General features: G+C 72.3%; 20 protein-coding genes and 1 pseudogene. 13 read left to right on the top strand and 8 right to left on the bottom strand.

Annotation, left to right across the window (positions count from 1 at the left end):
• Nucleotides 1-40 precede the first annotated feature (40 nt).
• Both DYZ02_RS04380 and DYZ02_RS04375 read left to right on the top strand, forming a co-directional pair.
• Nucleotides 41-469 (top strand): annotated as a pseudogene (locus DYZ02_RS04380) (HAD-IA family hydrolase); the annotation flags it as partial.
• A complete protein-coding gene (locus DYZ02_RS04375) occupies nucleotides 469-966 on the top strand; it encodes a DUF6912 family protein (protein WP_115685146.1) in 498 nt (165 codons plus the stop codon). The pseudogene DYZ02_RS04380 and the gene DYZ02_RS04375, both read left to right, overlap by 1 nt.
• On the opposite strand, the gene rsgA is transcribed toward DYZ02_RS04375, so the two are convergent.
• Both rsgA and aroA read right to left on the bottom strand, forming a co-directional pair.
• A complete protein-coding gene (gene rsgA, locus DYZ02_RS04370; protein ID WP_115685145.1) occupies nucleotides 940-1,965 on the bottom strand; it encodes a ribosome small subunit-dependent GTPase A in 1,026 nt (341 codons plus the stop codon). The two genes, DYZ02_RS04375 and rsgA, sit on opposite strands and share 27 nt — an antisense overlap.
• A gap of 5 nt (nucleotides 1,966-1,970) precedes the next feature.
• Nucleotides 1,971-3,245, bottom strand: a complete 1,275-nt coding sequence (gene aroA, locus DYZ02_RS04365; RefSeq protein WP_245945645.1) for a 3-phosphoshikimate 1-carboxyvinyltransferase — start codon at nucleotides 3,243-3,245, stop codon at nucleotides 1,971-1,973.
• Between the two features lie 21 nt (nucleotides 3,246-3,266).
• Here aroA and DYZ02_RS04360 point away from each other — a divergent pair, with 21 nt between their 5' ends.
• Complete coding sequence (locus DYZ02_RS04360) at nucleotides 3,267-3,926, top strand: SOS response-associated peptidase (RefSeq protein WP_115685143.1); 660 nt, start codon at nucleotides 3,267-3,269, stop codon at nucleotides 3,924-3,926.
• On the opposite strand, the gene DYZ02_RS04355 is transcribed toward DYZ02_RS04360, so the two are convergent.
• Nucleotides 3,899-4,366 (bottom strand): aminoacyl-tRNA deacylase, encoded by a 468-nt coding sequence (locus DYZ02_RS04355; protein ID WP_115685142.1) that lies wholly within the window; start codon nucleotides 4,364-4,366, stop codon nucleotides 3,899-3,901. The genes DYZ02_RS04360 and DYZ02_RS04355 overlap by 28 nt on opposite strands.
• 82 nt (nucleotides 4,367-4,448) lie before the next feature.
• Between DYZ02_RS04355 and DYZ02_RS04350 the strand changes: the two genes are divergently transcribed.
• A complete protein-coding gene (locus tag DYZ02_RS04350) occupies nucleotides 4,449-5,030 on the top strand; it encodes a sigma-70 family RNA polymerase sigma factor (RefSeq protein ID WP_181896890.1) in 582 nt (193 codons plus the stop codon).
• Nucleotides 5,030-5,305, top strand: coding sequence for a mycothiol system anti-sigma-R factor (gene rsrA, locus DYZ02_RS04345; protein WP_115685140.1), 276 nt, complete (start codon nucleotides 5,030-5,032; stop codon nucleotides 5,303-5,305). Before DYZ02_RS04350 ends, rsrA begins: the two co-directional genes overlap by 1 nt.
• Nucleotides 5,306-5,386: 81 nt before the next feature.
• Here the strand turns inward: rsrA and DYZ02_RS11715 are convergent, their stop codons facing one another.
• Together DYZ02_RS11715 and DYZ02_RS04340 are read right to left on the bottom strand one after the other, a co-directional pair.
• Nucleotides 5,387-5,461, bottom strand: coding sequence for a 50S ribosomal protein bL37 (locus DYZ02_RS11715; protein WP_100227335.1), 75 nt, complete (start codon nucleotides 5,459-5,461; stop codon nucleotides 5,387-5,389).
• An 89-nt stretch (nucleotides 5,462-5,550) separates the two neighbouring features.
• Nucleotides 5,551-5,814, bottom strand: coding sequence for a WhiB family transcriptional regulator (locus tag DYZ02_RS04340; RefSeq protein ID WP_115685139.1), 264 nt, complete (start codon nucleotides 5,812-5,814; stop codon nucleotides 5,551-5,553).
• Between the two features lie 433 nt (nucleotides 5,815-6,247).
• Here DYZ02_RS04340 and DYZ02_RS04335 point away from each other — a divergent pair, with 433 nt between their 5' ends.
• The gene (locus DYZ02_RS04335) at nucleotides 6,248-6,730 is read left to right on the top strand and encodes a hypothetical protein (RefSeq protein ID WP_245945643.1); all 483 of its coding nucleotides are present in this window, start codon (nucleotides 6,248-6,250) and stop codon (nucleotides 6,728-6,730) included.
• Here DYZ02_RS04335 and DYZ02_RS04330 read toward each other — a convergent pair.
• The gene (locus DYZ02_RS04330) at nucleotides 6,727-7,932 is read right to left on the bottom strand and encodes an Rv3212 family protein (RefSeq protein ID WP_115685137.1); all 1,206 of its coding nucleotides are present in this window, start codon (nucleotides 7,930-7,932) and stop codon (nucleotides 6,727-6,729) included. The genes DYZ02_RS04335 and DYZ02_RS04330 overlap by 4 nt on opposite strands.
• Nucleotides 7,929-9,254, bottom strand: a complete 1,326-nt coding sequence (locus tag DYZ02_RS04325; protein ID WP_115685136.1) for a DEAD/DEAH box helicase — start codon at nucleotides 9,252-9,254, stop codon at nucleotides 7,929-7,931. Before DYZ02_RS04325 ends, DYZ02_RS04330 begins: the two co-directional genes overlap by 4 nt.
• 99 nt (nucleotides 9,255-9,353) lie before the next feature.
• On the opposite strand from DYZ02_RS04325, the gene DYZ02_RS04320 reads away from it, so the two are divergent.
• The 7 genes from DYZ02_RS04320 to DYZ02_RS04290 are packed head-to-tail and all read left to right on the top strand — an operon-like array spanning nucleotide 9,354 to nucleotide 20,837.
• On the top strand, nucleotides 9,354-9,578 hold the full coding sequence (locus tag DYZ02_RS04320; protein WP_115685135.1) for a DUF3107 domain-containing protein: 225 nt from the start codon (nucleotides 9,354-9,356) through the stop codon (nucleotides 9,576-9,578).
• 22 nt (nucleotides 9,579-9,600) lie between these two features.
• Nucleotides 9,601-10,515 (top strand): DUF3152 domain-containing protein, encoded by a 915-nt coding sequence (locus DYZ02_RS04315; RefSeq protein WP_115685134.1) that lies wholly within the window; start codon nucleotides 9,601-9,603, stop codon nucleotides 10,513-10,515.
• 10 nt (nucleotides 10,516-10,525) lie between these two features.
• Nucleotides 10,526-11,305 (top strand): hypothetical protein, encoded by a 780-nt coding sequence (locus DYZ02_RS04310; protein ID WP_245945641.1) that lies wholly within the window; start codon nucleotides 10,526-10,528, stop codon nucleotides 11,303-11,305.
• An 18-nt stretch (nucleotides 11,306-11,323) separates the two neighbouring features.
• Entirely contained in the window at nucleotides 11,324-14,392 is a 3,069-nt protein-coding gene (locus DYZ02_RS04305) for an ATP-dependent DNA helicase (protein WP_115685133.1), read from the top strand.
• Nucleotides 14,385-17,645, top strand: coding sequence for an ATP-dependent helicase (locus DYZ02_RS04300; protein ID WP_245945640.1), 3,261 nt, complete (start codon nucleotides 14,385-14,387; stop codon nucleotides 17,643-17,645). Before DYZ02_RS04305 ends, DYZ02_RS04300 begins: the two co-directional genes overlap by 8 nt.
• Nucleotides 17,646-17,687: 42 nt before the next feature.
• Complete coding sequence (locus DYZ02_RS04295; RefSeq protein WP_425451035.1) at nucleotides 17,688-18,776, top strand: potassium channel family protein; 1,089 nt, start codon at nucleotides 17,688-17,690, stop codon at nucleotides 18,774-18,776.
• Nucleotides 18,777-18,788: 12 nt separating this feature from the next.
• A complete protein-coding gene (locus DYZ02_RS04290) occupies nucleotides 18,789-20,837 on the top strand; it encodes an ATP-dependent DNA helicase UvrD2 (protein WP_115685132.1) in 2,049 nt (682 codons plus the stop codon).
• Nucleotides 20,838-20,857: 20 nt separating this feature from the next.
• Here the strand turns inward: DYZ02_RS04290 and DYZ02_RS04285 are convergent, their stop codons facing one another.
• Entirely contained in the window at nucleotides 20,858-21,709 is an 852-nt protein-coding gene (locus tag DYZ02_RS04285) for a hypothetical protein (RefSeq protein ID WP_115685131.1), read from the bottom strand.
• Between the last annotated feature and the right edge of the window lie 47 nt (nucleotides 21,710-21,756).

The raw sequence follows: 21,756 nt of genomic DNA, 5'->3' as shown, positions 1-21,756 counted from the left end.
CGCCCGCGAAGCGGCACACTTTAGTAGGCACGAAAGAGACGGAAGACACCTAATGCAGGGACTGATTATTGACTACGCGGGAGTGCTCGACCTCGACGACGCGGAGGACCGGAAACGCTGGACCGCCCTCATCGAGGCCGTGAAGGCGCAGGGCATCTCCACCGCGATCCTCTCCAACGCCGAGTCGGAGGGGCGGGAGGCCGACGCGATCCGCGAGTGGGAGTTCCGCGGCGTCGTCGACGCCGTCGTGCTCTCCGGCGACGTGGGCTGGGAAAAGCCCGAGCGGGCCGCCTTCCAGGCCGCGGCCAGCGCCATCGACGTTCCGCTGGCGGACTGCGTCATGATCGACGACGACATCATGAACGTCCGGGCCGCCGTCGAGCACGGGATGATCGGCATCCTCCACACCGCCTTCGAGCGCACCGCCGTGGAGATCCAGTCGCTCTTCGGCATCGAGGGTGAGTTCTAGTGCGCGTTTACGTGCCGGCCACCTTCGGGATGCTCAAGACCCTCGCGGCCGAGGGGGTGCTGCACGCCCGCAACGGCTGGGCGTTCGCGGTGACTCCCGAGCTGACCGAGTTCTACACCTCTGGCGACCAGGAGGAGCTGGAGGAGATCGCCTTCGACGAGGCCTCGCGCACCTCGCTGCGCCTGCTCACCGTGGGCGACGAGACCGACTTCCCACACAGGCGCGTGGTGGTCTCCGCCGACGTCGAGGGCGCGGAGGGCCACCCGGACATGGGGGAGGCCGTCGTGAAGCTGGGCGGGCCCGTTGGGCTCGCGGACGTCGCCGCGATCCACGTGGACGTCAAGGAGGCCGAGGAGGCCACCGCCCGCGCGATCGAGAACATCGACGCCGCGGAGCTGGGAGACGAGGACGCGGAGCTGGCCGTGGGCGACGCCCAGGACAACTACATGGCCTTCTTCGACCCCAGCGAGCTACCGTTCCTCATCGAGCTGCTTTAGCTCCCACTCGTTGTTCGAGCCGAGCGCGGCGAGCAGCCGGCGCACGGCCTGCGCGCGGCGCCATCGCACGGTGGAGGGGTCGAGCGCGTCCCAGGCGCACTCGGGGTCGGCGGGAGGGCCGAGGTGGGTGCAGCCGCGCGGGCAGCGCTCCGTCTCCTCCTCGAGGTCGGGGAAGACCTGGATGATTTCCTCGGGGGAGACGTGCGCCAGGCCGAAGGAGCGGATCCCGGGGGTGTCGATGATCCAGCCGCCGCCCGGCAGCTCCAGGGCCACGGACTGGGTGGAGGTGTGGCGGCCCTTGCCCACGCCGGAGACCTCGCCCGTCTCGCGCCGGGCCTCGGGCACAACGCGGTTGACCAGGGTGGACTTACCGACGCCCGAGTGGCCGATCAGGGCGGACAGCCGCCCCCGCACGAGCTCTTCGAGCTCGGCGGTGGGGTCGTCGATGCCCACCTCGAACACGTCGACGTCGAGGTCCTCGAGCTCGGCGCGGAAAACGGCCGGGTCGGCCAGGTCGGACTTGGTCAGGCAGACCACGGGGGTGACCCCGCCGACGAAGGCGGCGATGAGCGCCCGCTCGACGAAGCCGGTGCGCGGCGGGGGATCGGCCACGGCGACGACGATGAGCAGCAGCTCCGCGTTGGCGACGATGATGCGCTCGTAGGGGTCCGTGTCGTCGGCGGTGCGGCGCAGCACTGAGGTGCGCTCCTCGCGCTTGACGATGCGCGCGAGCGTGTCCTTGGCCCCCGAGGTGTCGCCGACGACGCCGACGCGGTCGCCGACCTCCACGGAGGTGCGCTTCAGCTCGCGGGCGCGCATGCACTGCACGACGGTGCCCGCGCCGTCGAGGACGACTCCCCAGCGCCCCCGGTCCTTCGTGACCACCATGCCGGCCACGGCGTCGGCGTGGCGGGGGCGGTCCTTGGTGCGGGGCCGCGAGCCCTTGCCGGGGCGGACGCGGACGTCGGACTCGTCGTAGTCGGAAAAGCGGCGTGCCACCTTCCCTACGCCCCCACCATGCCCGACCACATGTCGGCGAAGCCCGGCAGGGTCTTCGCGGTGGTGGCGATGTTCTCCACCTTCACGCCCCGGGTGGTCAGGCCGATGATCGCGCCCGCGGTGGCCATGCGGTGGTCGGCGTAAGAGTGCCAGGTGCCGGGCTGCAGCGGGGCCGGGTGGATGCGCAGGCCGTCGGGCAGCTCCTCGCAGTTGCCCCCGAGCCGGTTGATCTCCTCGGTCAGCGCCTTCAGCCGGTCGGTCTCGTGGCCGCGCAGGTGGGCGATGCCGGTGAGCTCGGAGGCCGTGGTGGCCTGGGTGGCCAGAGCGGCGACGGTCGGGGCGAGCTCGCCGATGTCGCCCATGTCGATGCGGATGCCGCGCAGCGTGCCGCGCTGCGGGCCGCGCACCTCGAGGTCGTGCGTCGCGCCAGCGGCGTGCAACTCGACCTCGCAGCCCATCCGGTCGAGGATGTCGCGGATCACGTCGCCGGGCTGGGTCGTGGAGATGGGCCAGTTCGGCACGCGCACCACGCCGCCGGTCACCGCGGCCGCGGCGAGGAAGGGGGTGGCGTTGGACAGGTCGGGCTCGATGGTCCACGTCCGCCCGCCGATGGGCTGGGGCGCCACCGACCACGTGTTTCCAGCGGCGGTGACCCGGACGCCGGCGTGGGCGAGCATGTCGACGGTCATCTCGACGTGGGGCATCGAGGGCAGCGTGCCGCCGGTGTGGCGCACCGTCACGCCGCGCTCGAAGCGCGGCGCGGCGAGCAGCAGCCCGGAGACGAACTGGGAGGAGCCGGAGGCGTCGATGTCCACGAGCCCGCCCTCGGCGCGTCCGACGCCGTGGACGGTGAAGGGCAGCCCGTCGCCCGCGACGCGCACGCCGAGCCGGCGCAGCGCGTCGAGGATGGTGCTGATGGGGCGCTGGCGGGCCTGCTCGTCGCCGTCGAAAAGCACCGCGCCGTCGGCGAAGGCCGCCACCGGCGGGAGGAAGCGCATGACCGTGCCGGCTAGCCCGCAGTCGACCTCCGCCCCGCGCAGCGGCGCCGGCCGGACCTCGAGCGTCCCGTCCGGGCTCTCGGAGAACTGCGTGCCCATCGCCTCGAGGGCGCCGCGCATGAGGTCCGTGTCACGGGAGCGCAGCGCGCCCGCGATCGTCGACGGCTCCCCGGCGAGCGCGGCGAGGATGTAGGCGCGGTTGGTCATCGATTTCGACCCCGGCACCACCTGGGTGTGGGTGATCGGTCCCGAGGCGAAAGGCGCAGGCCACAAGTCAGTCATGCGATCAATCATAATGGAGGCATGTGCGGTCGTTTTGTACTCTTTACCACCGGGTCGGACCTCATCGACGCGATCGGGCAGTTGCCCGGGGCCGCCCCGGTCTCCGCGCCCGACGGGACCCCGCCCCCGCGCTACAACATCGCGCCCACCCAGCAGGTGCCGCTCGTGCGCTTCGCCGACGCCGGGGCGCAGCTCGACGCCGCCCGGTGGGGCCTGCTGCCCGCCTGGAAGAAGGACGAGACCGGCCCGCCGCTGTTCAACGCCCGGGGCGAGACGGTGGCGGAGAAGCCCTCCTTCCGTGCGGCCTTCGCCCAGCGCCGCGGGCTCATGGTCCTCGACGGCTACTACGAGTGGAAGCAGGTGGACGGCCGGAAGCAGCCCTACTACGTCGCCCCGGGCGAGGGCCTGCTCTACGCGGCGGCCCTGTGGGACACGGGGCTGGGTCGCTTGTCGACGACCATGGTGACCACCGCGGCCCCCGAGAACATGGCGTGGCTGCACGACCGCCTGCCGCTGTTCCTTGCGCCCGAGGAGGTCGAGCAGTGGGTCGACGGGTCCCCGGCAGACGCCCTCGAGCTGGTCCACCCCTCGCGCGTGGCCGACCGGCTCGCCGCCCGGGAGGCGGCGCAGGAGGTGGGCAACGTGCGCAACGACTACGCCGAGCTGATGTCTGCGAACTGAGCCCCCGCCAGTGCCGCCAGGTCGGCCGGGGCGAGGCGCACCGACAGGCCGCGCTGGCCCGCCGAGACGGTGACGGTGTCGAGGTGGGCCACGGTGGCGTCGAGAAGCGTGGGCAGCCGCGTCGTCGTGCCGAGAGGGGAGATGCCCCCGACGACGTAGCCGGTGGCGCGCTGGGCGCGAGCGGGCTCAGCCATCTCGGCGCGCTTCCAGCCGAGCGCCCGCGCGGCGTGCTTGAGGCTCAGGTGCCCGGCGACGGGCACGCAGCACAGCGCGAGCTGTCTGTCCGGGCCCGAGACGACGAGGGTTTTCAGCACCGCGGCGGGGTCGATGCCCAGCTCGCGGGCGGAGTGCTCGCCGAAGTGGTCGCTGCTGGGTGCGTACTCGAGCACCTCGTGGGGTGTGTCTGCCAGCGCCTCGAGGGCGCGGGTCCTGCGTGCCATGGCTGCTCCTTCTCGTCGCGGTGGTGGCCGTGCCCCTCCCATGTTCTCAGAGGTACTGCGGCCCGACGCTACAATGTCCCCTATGGCCGACACTGACCTGCACGAGCGCTTCACCGAGGAGGCGATGCCGCTGCTGGACCAGCTCTACGGCGGCGCGCTGCGGATGACGCGCAACCCCCAGGACGCCGAGGACCTGGTCCAGGAGACCTACCTCAAGGCGTTCAACGCCTTCGACAGCTTCAAGCAGGGCACCAACCTCAAGGCGTGGCTGTACCGCATCATGACGAACACGTACATCAACAGCTACCGCAAGAAGCAGCGCCGGCCCCTGGAGACCTCCGCGGACGAGATCACCGACCACCAGCTCTACACCTCCAGCTCCCACGAGTCGACGGGCCTGGAGTCGGCGGAGGTCGAGGCGCTGAAGTCGATGCCGAACTCGCGGATCTCCGAGGCGCTCAACGCGCTCAACGAGGACTACCGCATGGTCGTCTACTACGCAGACGTCGAGGGCCTGGCCTACAAGGAGATCGCCGAGGTGATGGACATCCCCCTGGGGACCGTCATGTCGCGCCTGCACCGGGGAAGAAAACAGCTCCGGGAGATGTTGAAGGACGTAGCGAACGAACAAGGCATCGGACTCGAGCGAGGGAGTAAGGACTGATGAGCGCCGGACACGAGCACAACCCGAGCTGTCAGGAGGCGAAGGCGCTCCTCCGCGAGCTTCTCGACGACGACACCACCCCCGAGCGCGCCGCCCAGATCAGGCAGCAGCTGGACTCCTGCCCGCAGTGCTTCAGCCAGCTCCAGGCGGAGCTGGCGGTGCGCGGGCTGGTGCGCAAGTGCTGCGGAGAGGCGCACGCCCCCGAGCCGCTGCGGCAGCGCATCATCACCTCGATCAGCACCGTGTCCGTGACGCGGTACCGGTTCCAGGGCTGAGTCCAGCCTCGAGTTGCCCCACAAAGGAGACACCCCCGTCTCGCCTTTCGGCGGAGCGGGGGTGTCTCGTGTTGGGAGCGCTTAGGCGTTGGGACGCTTGCCGCGGTTGGCGCTCTTCTTGCGGCGATCCTTGCGCTTACGACCACGCTTGCTCATGGGGGCCTCCTTGTTGCCGGGTTGAAAAGGTACAGGTTGTCTACTTTATCGCCCCTGCGCAGAGGCCGGGAAATCGGGTGCCGGGGCCCTTAGGCGCTGAGGCGCTGGCGGTTGCGGGCGCGCTGCTTGTTGCGGCGCTTCAGAGCGCGGCGCTCCTCCTCGGAGAGGCCGCCCCAGACGCCGGCGTCCTGGCCGGTCTCGAGGGCCCACTTGAGGCACTGGGAGGTGACGGGGCAGCGGTTGCAGACCAGCTTGGCCTGGGAGATCTGGGCGAGTGCGGGGCCGGAGTTGCCGACGGGGAAGAAGAGTTCGGGGTCCTCGTCGCGGCAGATTGCGTCGTGGCGCCAATCCATGGTGAATGCTCCTTGTGGTTTGTGTGGGTACTGCGGTCGTATGGTGTGCGCGCGCCACAACGCCGCCCCGGTGCGGGGTGGCGTAGAGCGGAGTGCGCTGCCAGGTTTCGGGCGGGTTCCGTGGGCCCGTCATCCGTTTCCCTGGTATTCACCCGGCGTTGGCCGGGAGTTAAAGCCTGGGCAACCAAGTCTTTATTTTTGCTACCCGAGAATGATGGCACGTAAACAGCAGTTGCGCTAGAGGTAAACGTCGAAAAGTGACGCATATCATATCCAGGCGCTGAATCAAAACGAATTACAGGGCGGGCTGGACGGGCGTACACGCGGACTCCTGTTGGTCTCTACCTGCGCGTATGTGGGAAAGCTGGGGAGTACGTGGAGGGGCCCGAGGTCAAATCGCCGGGCGCCGCGACCGGCGGGCTAGACTGTCCGGGTGACTACGAACCCAGACAAGAGCGACAACCCGGTCCCGAGCGGCCGAGCACAGGCCGGAAATGCGGAAGGCGAGCCGCCGGCGGTGCTCCGCTTCGGCGCGATCGTGGTCCTCGTGCAGTGCGCGGCCCTGTTCGCCTACGCTCTCTGGCTCGCCGTGACGAACCTGCGCGGCGTGGCCGACAACAGCGTCGAATCCGAGTCAGCGGCGGCGCAGTACGTCGGGGTGGGCACGGCGGTGTTCATCGTCATCGTCTTCGGTTTCGTCGCCTACTCCGCGGTCCGCATGTTCCGGGGCCGCTCGACGGGCAGTGGCGCGATCGTCCTCATCGAGGCCATCCTCATCGGCGTGGCCTTCTACATGTTCAGCGGCGGCGCGGTGCTCCTCGGGCTGGTCACGCTCCTGTCCGCGGCGCTCGCGCTGGCCATGATCTTCCACCCCGCGTCCTGGGAGTACTCGCGGGCGGCGTACGCGCGCCGCTAGTTCGCCGCGAGGTAGACCAGCTCGGAGCCACGCTTCTCGACGACCCCTGCGCCCGCCGAATCCACGAACACCGGCCCGGCATACCCCGCCCGGTCGACGGGGATGACCGTCTCCGTCTCGCCCGTGTCCCAGTTGGCCACCGCAACACCCCGCTCGGTGGCGTAGAGCAGCCGGTCGCCGGCGGCGACGCCGGTGCCCAGTGCGTCCCCGATTGTCGCGGTGAGGCGCAGCTCGGTGGGGCTGAACAGCAGCAGGCGGCCGCCGGAGAAGTACGTCATGTGGTGGGGCAGGTCGGCGTTGGCGGGGACGTGGAGGGTGGCGTCGATGGTTTCACCCTCGCCGAGCCCCGGAGCGGGCGCCGAGGCGAGCGCGCGCCCCTGCTTGTCGTAGCTGCTCACGGTCGCCGCGGCGGGGTCGTAGACCGCCGCGGCCTGCTGGCCCACGGCCACGAGGTAGGCGCCGTCCGGGATGGGGACGCTGGCGTGGATGTCCGGCTCGCGCGAGTCCTTGGGGGTGGTGCTCTGGAGGCGGAGGAACGACCCGTCCCCGCAGCTTTCCGTGACGGCGAGCAGCTCGGTGCGGGTCAGCGCGGACGTCTGAGTGCACTGGTGGGGCTGCATCCCGGCCTCCTGGGGGGCCTCGACGGCCCCGTACTCGACCGTGCGGACGAGGTCGGAGCGCCACAGCTCGGTGCGGGTGGAGGAGGAATAGCCCACCTTGTCGTTGGAGCTCAGGCCCGCCACCTGCTCGGGGGCGGGGGCGGAGCGCGTGCCGGCGTAGTGCCCGGTGAGGGCCTCGATGGCGACGACGTCGCCGCAGCCGGCGGGGGCGCGGTAGGTCGCCACGACCTTCCCCCAGGCCTGGCTGAGCGAGCACAGGGCAGCGTCGCGCTCGTAGGTCCAGGCGGTCTCGCCCTCGGCCGTGGTGGCGGTCAGCGTGGTGCCGGAGTGGGTGATGAGCAGGCCCTCGGCCACGAGGGGGCGCCGGCCCGGGGAGTCGTCGGGGAGCCGGAACGTCTCGCTCAGCGCCGCAGGCGCCGCCGCCAGCTTGCCCTCGTCCGCCAGTTCACCGGCGGCGGGCGTGAGCTCGGCGGAGCGGATGGGGGCGGTGGCCACGGCCGCCGCCACAGCGACCGCGCTGACCGCGGCGATGATCCCGGTGGCGACAAGGTCGCCGCGGGTGCGGCGCAGGGGCGGGGTCACCGGCGCCTCCTCCTCGTTGCGCTCGCCCTGCGCGCCTTGCCCGCCTTGTCCGGGCGGTCCGGGCGGTCGCGCAGTTGGCGCGCCGGGCCCACCTTCCCGGCCGCGTTGGAGGGGATGCCGAGGGCGTCGTAGAGCTCCGGAGAGGTGGAGAACCAGGAGGGAAGCTCGCCCATGCCGAGGCCGAGATCGCCGTCGATCATCTCCCACTTGTGGCCCTCGTCGAAGCCGACCAGGGTGACGGCGGTGCCGGAGTGCTTCGCGCGGCCGGTGCGCCCGATGCGGTGGACGTAGGTCATGGGGTCGTCCGGGGTCTGGTAGTTGATCACGTGCGTGACGTCGTCGACGTCGATGCCGCGGGCGGCGACGTCCGTGGCCACGAGAATCTCCACCTCGCCGGAGCGGAAGGCGGACAGGGAGCGCTCGCGCGCCTCCTGGCCCATGTCCCCGTGCACGGAGCCGACGGGGAAGCCGCGGGCGGCCAGGTCGTCGGCCACGTCGGCGGCGGTGCGCTTGGTGCGGGCGAAGATGATGGTCCTGCCGCGCCCCTGGGCCTGGAGGATGCGGGCGGTGACCTCGGGCTTGTCCATCCTGTGGGAGTAGAAGGCCACCTGCCGCGTGGTGGCGTGGGTGGGGGCGGCGTCCGCGGCCTCGGCGCGGATGTGCACCGGCTTGTCCATCATGGAGCGCGCCAGCGTGAGGATCGGCCCGGGCATCGTCGCGGAGAAGAGCATGGTCTGAAGCGGCGCGCGCAGCGCCGACCACAGCTTCTGGATGTCCGGCAGAAAGCCCATGTCGAGCATCTCGTCGGCCTCGTCGAGGACAAGGACGGCGACGCGGTCGAGGCGCAGCTCGCCGCGGTTGTGGAGGTCGATCAACCGGCCCGGGGTGCCCACGACCACGTCGACGCCGGCCTCCAGCGCCGCGACCTGCTCCTCGTAGGGGCGGCCGCCGTAGATCGTCGTCAAGCGGACCGGCGTGTGCTTCGCCGCGGCCTCGAGGTCCTCGCCGACCTGCGCCGCGAGCTCGCGGGTGGGCACGATCACGAGGGCGCGCGGGGTGCCGTCGAGCTCGGCGATGTCGGCGTCGTCGAAGACGCGGTCGATGAGCGGGACCCCGAAGCCGTAGGTCTTGCCCATGCCCGTGCGGGCCTGGCCGATGAGGTCGCGCCCCTCAAGTGCGATGGGGATGGCCAGCTCCTGGATGGAGAAGGTGGAGGTGATGCCGAGCTCGGAAAGGGCGTCCACGATCTCGGCGGCAACGCCGAGCTGCGCGAAAGTCACCTCGGCGGCCGGCGGTCGGGGGCTGTCGGCTGAGTAGGGCACACGAGTATCTTAGCGCCAGGCCGTTACAATGGGACCAACGCAGCGCGCCAAGCCGCGCGCTCAACCCCCTGTACAACGAAGGACAGTGATTCAACCGCCATGGACATCAAGATCGGCCTTGCCGAAAGCCCCCGCGAGCTCGTCATCGCCTCTGCCGGCGACCAGGACGAGATCCTCGCCCAGGTGACCCGCGCGATCGAGGGCGGGGAGCCGACGCTGACGATGAGCGACGAACGCGGCCGCAAGTTCGTCGTCCGCACCGAGAGGATCTCTTACGTGGAGGTGGGCAACACCACCGCCCGCGCGGTTGGCTTCGCCTCTTAAGCGCGGGCTACATTAATTCGCTATGACGCCACGCCACGCCCCCGCCCCCGAGCAGCGCGGACCGGAGGGGCAAGAGTCCTTCTTCGTCCGCTTCGCCAGGGAGTACGGCTGGCGCGCCTACGCCATCCCGGTGCTCGGGGTGGTCACGGCTTTCGTGCTGGTGAACATGGTGCAGAACCCGGGGGAGAGCGCCGTCGCCGGCCCGCCCGCCGCCACGAGTGAGCAGGCCGCTGCGGGGTCCGAGACGCGGACGCCCGCGGCTCTTCCCGAGGGCGAGCCGGGGCTCGAGCAGCTGCCGCCGGGCGGCCCCTTCACAGAGCGCGGGGCGGGCACCTACCACGAGGCGGGCGTCCCCGGTGCCGCCGCGGGGCAGGGCACGGAACAGGTCATCCGCTACGTCGTGGAGGTCGAGGACGGGGTCGCCACCTCCAGCTACGGCGGCGACGACGCCTTCGCCGCGCTTATCGACGCCACCTTTGCCGACCCCCGGGGGTGGACCAACGACCCCCGCTTCCGCTTCGAGCGGGTGAGCGGGTCGGACAATCCGAACCTGCGCATCCAGCTGACGTCGGTGGGCACCGCGCGCGAGCGCTGCGGCGGGGAGCTCAGCCTCGAGGTGAGCTGCCGCACCACCATCACCGGGGAGAGCACCGTGGTGGTCAACGAATCCCGCTGGGTCCGCGGCGCCGCGCCCTTCGAGGGCGACCTGGGCCGCTACCGCCAGTACCTGATCAACCACGAGGTCGGCCACGCGCTCGGCTTCGCGGCCCACGAGCCCTGCCCCGCCAACGGGGCGCTGGCGCCGGTGATGATGCAGCAGACGCTCAGCCTGAGCAACGCTGAGCTGCACTCTATCGACCCCGAGGAGATCTATCCGGACACCGGAGAGACGTGCCTGGCAAACCCGTGGCCCTACCCGCGCCCGGCGGTTTTGTAGGCTCGCAGGCGTGAGCGAGGAGGAGCGAGTGGACGACACGGTGGATGGCGCAGTGGACTCAGTGGGCGCAGTTGACGGGCGCGGGGGCATCCCGGACCACGTGCTGGCCGCGTTCCAGCTCGAGGGGGACACGCCCGCCGCGACGGGCCCGGCCTGGGGCAACGGCGCGCGCTTCGGGCGGGTGGTGGTCTCCCGCGCGGTGCCCACGGCGGCCTGGTCCGCGAAGGTGCGGGAGCGGCTCTCCGTTCCCGGGCTGCGCGTGTCGCGCCCGGTGCGGGCGACCGACGGGCGCTTCGTCGTGGGCGGGTTCGCGGCGAGCGACTTCGCCGAGGGCGAGGTGAGCTCCCGGGTGGACGAGGTGATCGCGGCCGCGCTGGCCTTCGATGAGGCGCTGGCCGGGGTCCCCGCGCCGAGCGTGGACCGGACCGACCGCTGGGCGGAGGCCGACCGCGCGGCGTGGCGCGGCGCCGAGATGCCCGCCGCGGCCCGTCCCGCGCACGCCGACTTCTTCTACTCCTGCCTGTTTGCGGGCACGCTCCCGCCGCTGCTGACGGACATCGCCCCGACCGCCGAGCCGCGCCCGGCCGGCTACACGGCTGCGCTCGCGCTTGTCGACGGCCTCCTCGCCCACGCGGTGGACGAGCGCGTGGTGGCCCGGTGGGCGCACATCCCGGACCTCCCGGAGCTCGCCGGGCGCGCCCTCGACTACAGGGAAATCCTGGACGCCCACGAGGGGCCGAACATGAGTTCGGAGATCGCCCGGGTCCGCTCGCTGCTCGTGTCCGCCTAGCCTGACACAATGAGGGGCATGGATTCAGCCCCCTCGATTCCCGGCGCCGCGGTGCCCGTCGCTCCGCGCGCCTTCCTCGTCCCCCGCAGACGCAACCTCGCCCGCCGCGAGTGGCCGGTCCCGCCGCCGGGCCACGGCACGTGGAAGGTCACGGGGCGCGCCGGGTCGGGTGTGTCGAGCTTCATCATTGACACGGCCGTCCGGTCCATCGAGTCGGGCGCGGACCCGCGCGGGGTGCTGGTTCTCACCGCCTCGAAGGAGTCCGCCTCCCGCCTGCGCGTCGAGCTGTCGGACCGGCTGGCCGGATCCGGCTTCGTCACCGACGCCCCGCTTGTCCGCTCTGTGCACTCGCTGGCCTTCGCGCTGGTCAGGCAGCGCTCGGAGGAACCGATCCGGCTGATCTCGGGGGCAGAGCAGGACGCCGTCATCCGCCAGCTGCTGCAGGGCCACGCCGCCGACGGCAGGGGCACCTGGCCCGCCGAGCTGCGCCCGGCGCTGCCGCTCGTCGGCTTCGCGCGCCAGCTGCGCGACTTCCTCCTCCGCGCCGTCGAGCGCCGCCTCGCGCCCGAGGACCTGCGGGCGCTGGGCGCGGCGCACGCCCGGCCCATCTGGACCGCGGCCGGGGACTTCCTCCACGAGTACCAGCAGGTCATGGCGCTGAGCGGGGCGCGCAACCTCTCCGCCTCGGAGCTCGTCTCCGCCGCCTCCCGGATCCCGCTGGAGGGGCAGTGGCACACGGTGCTCCTGGACGACGCGCAGAACCTCGACCCCGCCTCCTCCGACCTCGCGCGGCGCCTGGTGGAGGCGGCCGACCTCGGCGTGGTCGGCGGCGACGCCGAGCAGTCGGTCTTCCACTTCCGCGGCGCCTCGCCGCAGTTCCTCCGTACCCTCGGCGGGCTGGACCACGAGGTCATCGACCTCGGCGCGAGCAGGCGGAACCCGCGCCGGGCGGCGGTCATCGCCGACTCCGCCGCCACCCAGCACGCCGTGCTTGTCGACGCCCTCCGCCGCGCCCACCTCGAGCAGGACGTGGCCTACCGCGACATGGCGGTGGTGGTGCGCTCGACCGGCATGCTCGAACCAGTGCGCCAGGCGCTGCTGCACGCCGGGGTCCCGGCGGTGCTCAACCCGACCGACGTCGTGCTCAGCGAGCAGCGCATCGTCGCCTCGCTCCTGCTCGGCTTGCGCGCGCTGAACGAGGAGCTCAGCGCGAGCGAGTGGCGCGACCTGCTGCTCGGCCCCGTCGGCGGCACGGATCCGGTGACGCTGCGCCGCCTCCTGCGCGGCCTGCGTCGCTGGGCGCCCGAGCAGCGGGCGGAGGAGACGCTGCGCGGGCTCCTCGTGGCCCGGGCTGGCCTGCCCGACTTCGGCACCGTCCTCACCGACCGCGAGCTGGACATCCTGCACCACGTCCGCGCCGTCCTCGACGCCGGGCGCACCGCCCAGGAGGAGGGCACCGTCGAGGACGTCCTGTGGGCGGTGTGGAACGCCACCGGCCTGGCCAACAGGCTGCTGGCCGCGGCCCTGCGCGGCGGGGCGGGCGGCTCCCAGGCGGACCGCGACCTCGACGCGGTGATGGCTCTGTTCGACGCCGCCGGCGACTTCACCGAGCGCCTCGCCACGGCGGGGGTGGAGTCCTTCATCACCCACATCAGGGAACAGGTCCTGCCCACGGGCGTGCGCGACCGCCGCACCGCCACCCCCGACGCGGTGGCGCTGCTCACCGCCCACGGCGTGGCCGGGCGCGAGTTCCGGCGCGTCATCGTGGCCGGGGTGCAGGAGCAGACCTGGCCCTCCCTGGGCGAGACGGGCACGATCTTCGGGCAGGAGGACCTCGTCGACCTCATCGACAACGGCGTCGACCCCGCCGTCCCCGTCTCCCACAAGGCCGAGCGCCTCACCGAGGAGCGTCGCCTGTTCGCCCTCGCCGCCAGCCGCGCCACCGAATCTCTCCTCGTCGTCGCGGTCGACGACCCCGACGGGGACGAGGTGGTGGAACCCTCCCGCTTCGTCGCGGAGTTCGAGGCGGAGCACGGGATCACGGCGCGCCGCGTCACCGCCGGGGACTACCCGGTGGACCCCGCGGGACCCGGCGCCGACGCATCTACCCTCCGCGTCCTCGCCCGCGACGAGCTCATCGCCGAGCTGCGCCGCGCCCTCACCGCGGAGACCAGCGACGGGGCCACCCGCGCGCAGGCGGCGCGCCAGCTCGCGCGCCTCGCCCTGGCGGGGGTGCCCGGGGCGGACCCGGGGCAGTGGTGGGCGGTCACTGGGGCGTCGACAAGCGAGGCGCTGAACCCGCGCCACCGGCTGTCGCCCTCGCGCATCGAGAGCCTGTTGGAGTGCCCGATGCGCGCCGTGCTCGAGCGCATGGTCGGGCTCGATGCCTCGCTGAACATGGTGTGGGGCTCCATCGCCCACGCCTACTTCGAGGCGCTCGGCAACGGCGTCGACGAGACCGTCGCGCGCCGGGCCGCGCTCGACGCCCGCCGCCGCGCGGACGACGCCCCCCGCTGGAAGGCGGAGCGCGACGTCGCCGACTTCGAGGCCATGCTGCTGCGCGCCAGCCGGTGGCTCGACGCCACCCGGGGCACGTTCGAGCAGGTCGCCGTGGAGGCGGAGGTGGACGTCGAGGTCGCCCCCGGGCTGCGCATCGCCGGGCGGGTCGACCGCCTGGAGCGCGAGGCCAGCGGCGCGTACCACGTGGTCGACCTCAAATCGGGCTCGGCGGTGCCCACCAAGGCGGAGGCCGAGGCCAACGCCCAGCTGCAGGCCTACCAGCTCGCCCTGTCGCGTGGCGCCCTGCGCGACGGCGCCGTGGTCACCGCCGCGCCCGGCCAGGACCCCCTCGAGGTGGGTGGAGCTGTGCTGGTGTACCCGAAGCCGGAGGCCAAGTCGACCACCACCCGGGAGCAGGCCCGGAAATCTGCGGAGCAGCTCGCCGATTTCGCCGCGGCGATCGAGCCGCTGCCGGCCGCCATGGCCGGGCCCGAACTCCTCGCGCGCACCGGCGCGCACTGCGACCGCTGCGCTGTCCGCGCGCTGTGCCCCGTCCAACCAGAAGGCCAGGTGACCCCCAATGCCTAACCCCACCCGCCGCGAGGACATGAGCCCCGTCGTCCTGTCGCGCTACCTCGGGCAGCCGTTCCCGCCGACGCCGCAGCAGGCCGACATCATCGGCGCCGAGCCGGGCCCGCTGCTCGTCGTGGCGGGCGCGGGCGCCGGCAAGACCGAGACGATGGCGGCGCGCGTCGTGTGGCTCGTGGCCAACGGATACGCCCGCCCCGACGAGATCCTCGGCCTCACCTTCACCCGCAAGGCCGCCCAGGAGCTGGGCAAGCGCATCCGGGACAGGCTCGGGGTGCTCGCCGCGAACACCGAGCTGGTACGCCGTCTCGACCCCTCCGGCCAGCTGGCGGAGAACCTCGAGGTCATCGCCCCCACGGTGTCCACCTACGACGCCTACGCCGGCGAGCTGATCCGCGAGTACGGCCTGCTCGTCCCGGTCGAGCCCGACGCGCGCCTCATCACGGCGGCCGAGCTGCACGCCATCGCCCACGACGTGGTGCGGGACTTCAACGGCGAGCTGCTGGCAGAGGAGGGGAACAACCTGTCGGTCGGCGGGGTCGTCGACACCCTGCTCGCGCTGGTGTCCTCCATGGGCAACGAGCTCTCCGACCCGGCCGCGCTGCGCGAGCACGCCGAGATCTTCCTAAAGGAGACCGAGGAGCTGCCCAAGGGGCCGCGGGCTCGCGTGGAGTTCACCAAGACGTTGGCCGGCTGGCGCGCCAAGCAGGAGGAGCGGGCGAAGTTCCTCGCGCTGGTTGAGGCGCTCGGCGCCGAGCTGCGCCAGCGCGGCGTGGTCACCTTCAACGAGCAGATGTCCGTCGCGGCCAAGCTCGCGCGCGACCACGCCGCCGTGGGCCAGTCGCAGCGCCGCCGCTTCCGGGTGGTCATGCTCGACGAGTACCAGGACACCTCGCACGCCCAGCGCGTGCTCCTGCGCAGCCTCTTCGGCGAGGGCCGCGACCCCGGTCTGACCGTCACAGCGGTGGGCGACCCGATGCAGGCCATCTACGGTTGGCGCGGGGCCACGGCGGCGAACCTCGCCGCCTTCGTGGAGGACTTCCCGCTGCCCGGCGGCGCCGCGCCGAAGAAGCAGCTCACCACCTCCTGGCGCAACCCGCCCGAGGTGCTCGGGCTGGCCAACACGGTCTCCGACGCCCTCCTCGGCACGGGCGAGGCACGCGCCGTGGCCGCGCTCGAACCGCGGGAGGGGGCGGGCGCCGGCGAGGTCGCCCTCGGCTTCTTCGCCACCGCGGAGGAGGAGATCGCCTTCGTCGCGGACAACCTCGCCGAGCAGTTCGCCGCCGGCGGGGAGTTCTCCGCGGCCGTGCTCGTGCGCAAGAACAAGACCTCGGCGGAGGTCGCGGAGGCCCTCGAGGAGCGGGGGGTGCCCTACGAGGTGGTCGGGCTCGCCGGGCTTCTCGACGTCCCCGAGGTTGCCGACACCGTCGCCATCGCGACCATGCTCGTCCGTCCCGACGACTCCGCCGCCGCCCTGCGCATCCTCGCCGGCCCGGCCGTGGGGCTGGGGCTGAAGGACCTCGACGCCCTGGCCGGCCGCGCAGCGAACCTGCGCGGGGCCGACCGCGCGCCGGAGCACCCGGCCGCAGACGACCCGCTGCAGCACCTGGAGGAACAGCTGGAGAGCCTCGTCGCCGAGGCCGAGGACATCATGGCTGCCGCGGACCGGCCCGCCGGCCTGACGGACGCGGTGGCCGATCTCGGCGAGCCCGAGCGCTACAGCGCGGAGGGGCTGGCCCGCCTGCGCGACCTGGCGGCGAAGCTGCGCGCCCTGCGCACCCGCAGCCTGGGCAAGCGCCTGCCGGATCTGTTCGCCGACATCATCTCCGTCTTCGGCATCCGCACGGAGGTGCTGGCGCGCAGCTCCGCGGCGGGCACCGTGCACCTCGACAGGCTGCTGGCCGAGGTGGCCGACTACCCCGGGGCGAGCGTCGACGCACTCCTCGACTACTTCGAGCTGGCGCGCGCCCACGAGGACGGGCTCACCCCCGGCAGCGTGGCCGTGCGCACGGACCGCGTGCAGATCCTCACCGCGCACAAGGCGAAGGGTCTCGAGTGGGACACCGTCGCCGTCGTCCACGCGGACTCGAACACCTACAACGCCAAGGCGGAGACCTTCCTCACCTTCGTCAAGCACCTGCCGGGCGAGGACTTCGAGGCCTTCGAGGAGGCGGGCGACCGCACGGAGTTCGAGAAGGCCGCCAAGGCCTACGTCGACGACCGCCGCGACGGCCTGGCGGAGGAGTCGGCGCGGCTGTTCTACGTGGCCATCACCCGCGCCGCCCGCAAGCTCCTGGTCACCGCGGCCAGGCGCAGCCCGGGGGTGGCCCGGGAGAACGAGCCCTACGAGCACTTCGCGGCCCTGCACGGTCTCGTCCCCGGGGACTGCGTCGTCGCCTGGGAGAGCGAGGGCGGCGACGCCGACGAGCCCGCCGCGCCGGTGCCGGCCAAGGAGGGCTTGTGGCCGCACCTCGCCGTCGCGGCGGGGCAGGCCCGCGCCGCCGAGGCGGTGCGCGGCGCGATGGGCGAGCTCCCCCCGGCGGCGGCGGGCGAGCTGTTCTCCCTCTGGGAGCGCGACACGGAGGCGCTCATCCGCGAACACGAGGCGCTGAGCAGCGCCGAGGTCCCCGTCGTCGTGCCGGGGGAGCTGACGGCCTCCGACATCGTGGCGCTGAAGGCCGACCCGGCCCAGTTCGCCCGCCGCGCCCGCCGGCCCGTGCCGTTCAAACCGAACGCCTACGCCAAGCGCGGTACGGCGTTCCACGAGTGGATCGAGCAGTTCTACGGGGCGCGGCCCCTCCTGACGGAGGACGAGCTGCCCGGGGGCGAGGAGCCGGACGTCGACAAGCGCACGCTCGCGCGGCTGAAGGAGAACTTCGAGGAAAGCCCGTGGGCGCGGCGCACCCCCGCCTTCGTCGAGCACCCCTTCGAGCTGGCGCTCGGGGAGTCGGTGGTGCGCGGGCGCATGGACGCGGTGTTCGAGGACGCCGACGGCTGGACCGTCGTGGACTGGAAGACCGGCGGCAAGCCCACGGCGGGGGAGATGGAGTCGCTGAAGCTGCAGCTCGCGGTGTACCGGGAGGCGTGGAAGCGCATCGCCGCCGACGGACGCGAGGTGCGCGCGGTCTTCTTCTACGTGCGCACGGGCGAGACCTACAGTCCCGCCGACCTGCCCGGCCACGGGGAGCTGTCGCAGCTGCTTCGGGATTCCTCGCGTGAGGGGCTAGAGTTCGTAGCGGAAGCAGGACGATGAGGGGTTGTCAGCGTGAAGTGGATCGGTAGCATCATGCCGCAGATGACGTGGCGCGACAGGTTTCAGGGCGACGCGCACGTCGTCGACACGCCGGTCCACACGCTTCTCGACGTCGTCCGGATCCCCGCCTCGGAGAGGTCCTCGCCGTGGCTGCTGATCAGCCGCCGCTTCCTCTACGCCACGCTCATCGTCATCGGGGTGTCGATCGCCGTCTACTTCGACAAGGACGGCTACACCGAGCCCCTGACCTTCATCGACGCGACCTACTACTCGGCCGTGTCGCTGTCGACCACCGGCTACGGCGACATCACCCCCGTCACCCAGGGGGCGCGCCTGATGAACATCCTGGTCATCACCCCGCTCAGGATCGCCTTCCTGATGCTTTTGGTCGGCACCACCCTGTCCGTTCTGACGGAAGATTCCCGCAAGACGCTCCAGATTCAGCAGTGGAGGAGAACCGTGCGCAACCACACCATCATCATCGGCTACGGCACGAAGGGCCGCTCCGCCGTCGACGCCCTCCTCGCCGACGGCGCCTCCCCGTCCAGCATCGTTGTCATCGACGCCGACGCGGCCGTGCTCACCCGCGCGGAGAACCGCGGCCTGGTCACGGTCCACGGCAACGCCACGAAATCGGACGTGCTCAACATCGCCGGCGTACGCCGCGCGCGCTCGATCGTCGTCGCGCCCTCCTCCGACGACACGGCTGTGCTTGTCACGCTGTCCGTGCGCGAGCTCGCGCCGGCCGCGATGATCGTGGCCAGCGTCCGCGAGAGCGAGAACCAGCACCTGCTCATGCAGTCCGGCGCTGACTCGGTGGTGGTCTCCTCCGAGACCGCCGGCCGCCTCCTCGGCCTGGCCACCGTCACCCCGCCCGTGGTGGCGATGATGGAGGACCTGCTCAGCCCCGACGAGGGCTTCGCGGTGGCGGAGCGACCCATCGGCGACGACGAGGTGGGCGCCAACCCGCGCCACCTCGCCGACGTGGTCCTCGGCGTGGTCCGCTCGGGCGAGCTCTACCGCATCGACTCCCCGGAGGCGGAAACGGTGGAGCCCGGCGACCGGCTGCTCTATGTGCGCCACAACCGCGACTCTTCCTCCACGTCCGACAACATCCTTCCCGCAGAGTAGAACTGCCCCACCATGACGATTGACCTTTCGCTTCTCGACGACGACCAGCGCGTCGCCGCCACCGCCCCGCGCGGGCCGGTGTGCATCCTCGCCGGCGCCGGCACGGGCAAGACGAGGACGATCACCTACCGCATCGCCCACCTGATCGACCAGGGGATGGTCTCGCCCAACAAGGTCCTCGCCGTGACGTTCACGCAGCGCGCGGCGGGGGAGATGCGCGACCGCCTGCGCACCATGGGCATCGGCGGGGTGCAGGCGCGCACCTTCCACGCCGCCGCGCTGCGGCAGCTGCGCTACTTCTGGCCGCAGATCGCCGGCGACATGCCGTGGCGCCTGCTGGACAACAAGTTCCCCCTGGTGGGCCGCGCCGCCCGCGCGGCGGGGCTCGACTCCGGCAAGGAAATGGTGCGCGACCTGCTCGGTGAGATCGAGTGGGCGAAGTCGTCCGTGATCGGCGCCGATGACTACGCCGCGCGCGTCGCCGGCACCAGGCGCACCCCGCCGGCCGACCCGGCGAAGGTCGCCGACGTCTACCGCATGTACGAGGAGGCGAAGTCGAGCCCGGAGGGGATGCTGCTCGACTTCGACGACCTCCTCCTGCACGTCGCGGGGGCGCTCGAGAACGCCCCGGCGGTGGCGGAGGAGTTCCGCACCCAGTACCAGAGCTTCGTGGTTGACGAGTACCAGGACGTCACCCCGCTGCAGCAGCGCGTCCTCGAAGGCTGGCTGGGCCAGCGCGACGACCTGACGGTGGTCGGCGACGCCAACCAGACGATCTACTCCTTCACGGGCGCGACCCCGGACTACCTGCTCAACTTCTCGCGCACCTACAGCCACGCCACAGTGGTGAAGCTGCAGCGCGACTACCGCTCGACCCCGCAGATCACCGACCTGGCGAACACGGTGATCGGCAAGGCCACCGGCCGCGTCGCCGGCACCCGCCTCCAGCTCGAGGGCATGCGCCCGCCGGGCCCGGCCCCCACCTTCAACGCCTACGACGACGAGCCCACCGAGGCCCGCGAGGTCGCGGCGGCCATCCGCAAGCTTCTCGACGCCGGGGTCGCCGCCCGGGAGATCGCGGTGCTATACCGCATCAACGCCCAGTCCGCCGCGTTCGAATCGGCGCTCGCCGACGCCGGGATTGTCTACCAGGTGCGCGGGGGCGAGGGCTTCTTCCAGCGCCCCGAGATCCGCGAGGCGATCTCCGCGCTCGTCTCCGCGGCCCGCCGTCCCGACCTGCCGGACGAGCCCGTCACCGTTGCCCGCGCTGCCCTCGCGCCGCTGGGCCTGACCCCCACCGAGCCGGAGGGCGCCCAGGCCCGCGAGCGCTGGCAGACCCTCTCCGCCCTGGTGGACCTCATCGAGGAGATCGTCCAGCGCGGCGAGGCGGAGAACCTGGTCGATGTCCTGCGCTCCCTGCGCCAGCGCGCCGAGGCGAAGCAGCCGCCCGCCGTCGACGGGGTGACCCTGGCGAGCCTCCACGCGGCGAAGGGCCTGGAGTGGGACGCCGTCTTCCTCGTGGGGCTGGTGGAGAACACCCTGCCCATCTCGCACGCCATCAAGGCCGGCGACGACCAGGTGGAGGAGGAGCGCCGCCTGTTCTACGTGGGCGTGACCCGTGCCCGGGAGCACCTGCACCTGTCGTGGTCGCTGGCTCGCCAGGAGGGCGGGCGCAAGAGCCGGACGCGCTCGCGCTTCCTCGACGGGATCGCCCCGGAGCTCGAGGTGGAGAAGACCCCGCAGCGGCTCAAGCGGGCCCGGGCCTGCCGGGTGTGCGGCAACCCGCTGGACACCTCGGCGGAGAAGTCGCTGGGGCGCCACGCGGAGTGCGAGCCGGAGTACAACGAGGACGCCTTCCTCGCCCTCAAGGCCTGGCGCCTCGACGTAGCCAGGGAGGCGGGCGTGCCGCCTTTCATGGTCTTTTCCGACGCGACGCTGCTGTCCATCGTCGAGCAGTTCCCGGCCACACCCGAGGAGCTTCTCGACGTCTCCGGGGTCGGCCCGGTCAAGGTGCAGAACTTCGGCGAGGGCGTGTTGGAGACCATCGCCCAGTTCCGCTGAGCCGGATTCGGCCGGGCTGCTCAGTAGCAGACGGGGCAGCGCGGGTGCGGGCGCAGCGTTTCCGCAGCCCACGGCACGGGTCCGAAGGGGTCGACGACGACGCGGGTGCCCCGGGCCGGGTAGTCGGCTGACACGCCCGGAGGGTCGGGCGCGCCGCTGAGGCGCCGGGCGAGCCGCGCGACGGCGGCCGCCCCGGCGGAGACGACGAGGGGGTCGGGGAGCGGCCGGGCGTCCCGGATCAGTCGGAGCACCGCCGGCCAGTTCGCGTCGCGCTCGAGGTGGTAGAGGTGCGCGCAGTGCAGGCACGGCCCGCCGCGGCCGAGGCTGAGCGGCCCGGCGAAAACGCGGGCGTCGACGAGCGTGACGGGCAGGACCGCCCCGCCGCGGTTGCGGGTCAGGTGGGCCAGGTGGGCGGTGGTGGTGAGATCGTCGACCACGATCAGCGGGGCCGCGTCGTCGCTGCCGGCGAGGAAGCGCTCGGGGCCCTCGTTGTGCAGCGGCGAGCGCACGCGCACCCCGGCGGCGGCGAGGAGGGGGCGCAGCGCGGCGGCGAGGGGACCGCGGCCGATGATGAGGGCGGTGGGGGTGGCGTCGGTAAGCAGGACGCGGTAGGCGACGAGGTCGGCGACGAGGCCCGTGGTCTCCTCGGCGGTCATGCCGCAGTCGGCGGCCGCGCGCTCGATAAGGCGGTCGAGCCGGGTGGGGGTGTGCAGCGCGCGCAGCACCGGAACGAGCCGGGGTGCGGCGGGGGTTTCGACGATCCCGCTCCGGGTCGCGTCGGCGCCGAACTGCAGGCTGGCGGGGCCGCGCGCGATGACCGTCGCGCCGGGCGCAAAGCGCAGCGTCGTCGAACCGTTGAGTGCCTGAGCCATGCGTGATCTTCCCCCCGAAAGTCGGCCACCCGCGAACACCCGCGAAC

Origin of the sequence: Corynebacterium senegalense, from assembly GCF_900411315.1 — a bacterium.
Classification (GTDB): Bacteria; Actinomycetota; Actinomycetes; order Mycobacteriales; family Mycobacteriaceae; genus Corynebacterium; species Corynebacterium senegalense.
Note: the sequence above shows the minus strand (reverse complement) of the source record. Positions and strands in the feature narration are given on the sequence as shown.

Excerpts from the sequence above, each read along its gene's own strand:
- DYZ02_RS04285 (WP_115685131.1), bottom strand. The coding sequence starts at position 21,709 with ATGGCTCAGGCACTCAACGGTTCGACGACGCTGCGCTTTGCGCCCGGC.
- DYZ02_RS04355 (WP_115685142.1), bottom strand. The coding sequence starts at position 4,366 with ATGGCACGCAGGACCCGCGCCCTCGAGGCGCTGGCAGACACACCCCAC.
- DYZ02_RS04305 (WP_115685133.1), top strand. The coding sequence starts at position 11,324 with ATGGATTCAGCCCCCTCGATTCCCGGCGCCGCGGTGCCCGTCGCTCCG.
- DYZ02_RS04315 (WP_115685134.1), top strand. The coding sequence starts at position 9,601 with ATGACGCCACGCCACGCCCCCGCCCCCGAGCAGCGCGGACCGGAGGGG.
- DYZ02_RS04320 (WP_115685135.1), top strand. The coding sequence starts at position 9,354 with ATGGACATCAAGATCGGCCTTGCCGAAAGCCCCCGCGAGCTCGTCATC.
- rsrA (WP_115685140.1), top strand. The coding sequence starts at position 5,030 with ATGAGCGCCGGACACGAGCACAACCCGAGCTGTCAGGAGGCGAAGGCG.
- DYZ02_RS04300 (WP_245945640.1), top strand. The coding sequence starts at position 14,385 with ATGCCTAACCCCACCCGCCGCGAGGACATGAGCCCCGTCGTCCTGTCG.
- DYZ02_RS04295 (WP_425451035.1), top strand. The coding sequence starts at position 17,688 with ATGACGTGGCGCGACAGGTTTCAGGGCGACGCGCACGTCGTCGACACG.
- DYZ02_RS04350 (WP_181896890.1), top strand. The coding sequence starts at position 4,449 with ATGGCCGACACTGACCTGCACGAGCGCTTCACCGAGGAGGCGATGCCG.
- aroA (WP_245945645.1), bottom strand. The coding sequence starts at position 3,245 with ATGACTGACTTGTGGCCTGCGCCTTTCGCCTCGGGACCGATCACCCAC.
- DYZ02_RS04340 (WP_115685139.1), bottom strand. The coding sequence starts at position 5,814 with ATGGATTGGCGCCACGACGCAATCTGCCGCGACGAGGACCCCGAACTC.
- DYZ02_RS04290 (WP_115685132.1), top strand. The coding sequence starts at position 18,789 with ATGACGATTGACCTTTCGCTTCTCGACGACGACCAGCGCGTCGCCGCC.
- DYZ02_RS04360 (WP_115685143.1), top strand. The coding sequence starts at position 3,267 with ATGTGCGGTCGTTTTGTACTCTTTACCACCGGGTCGGACCTCATCGAC.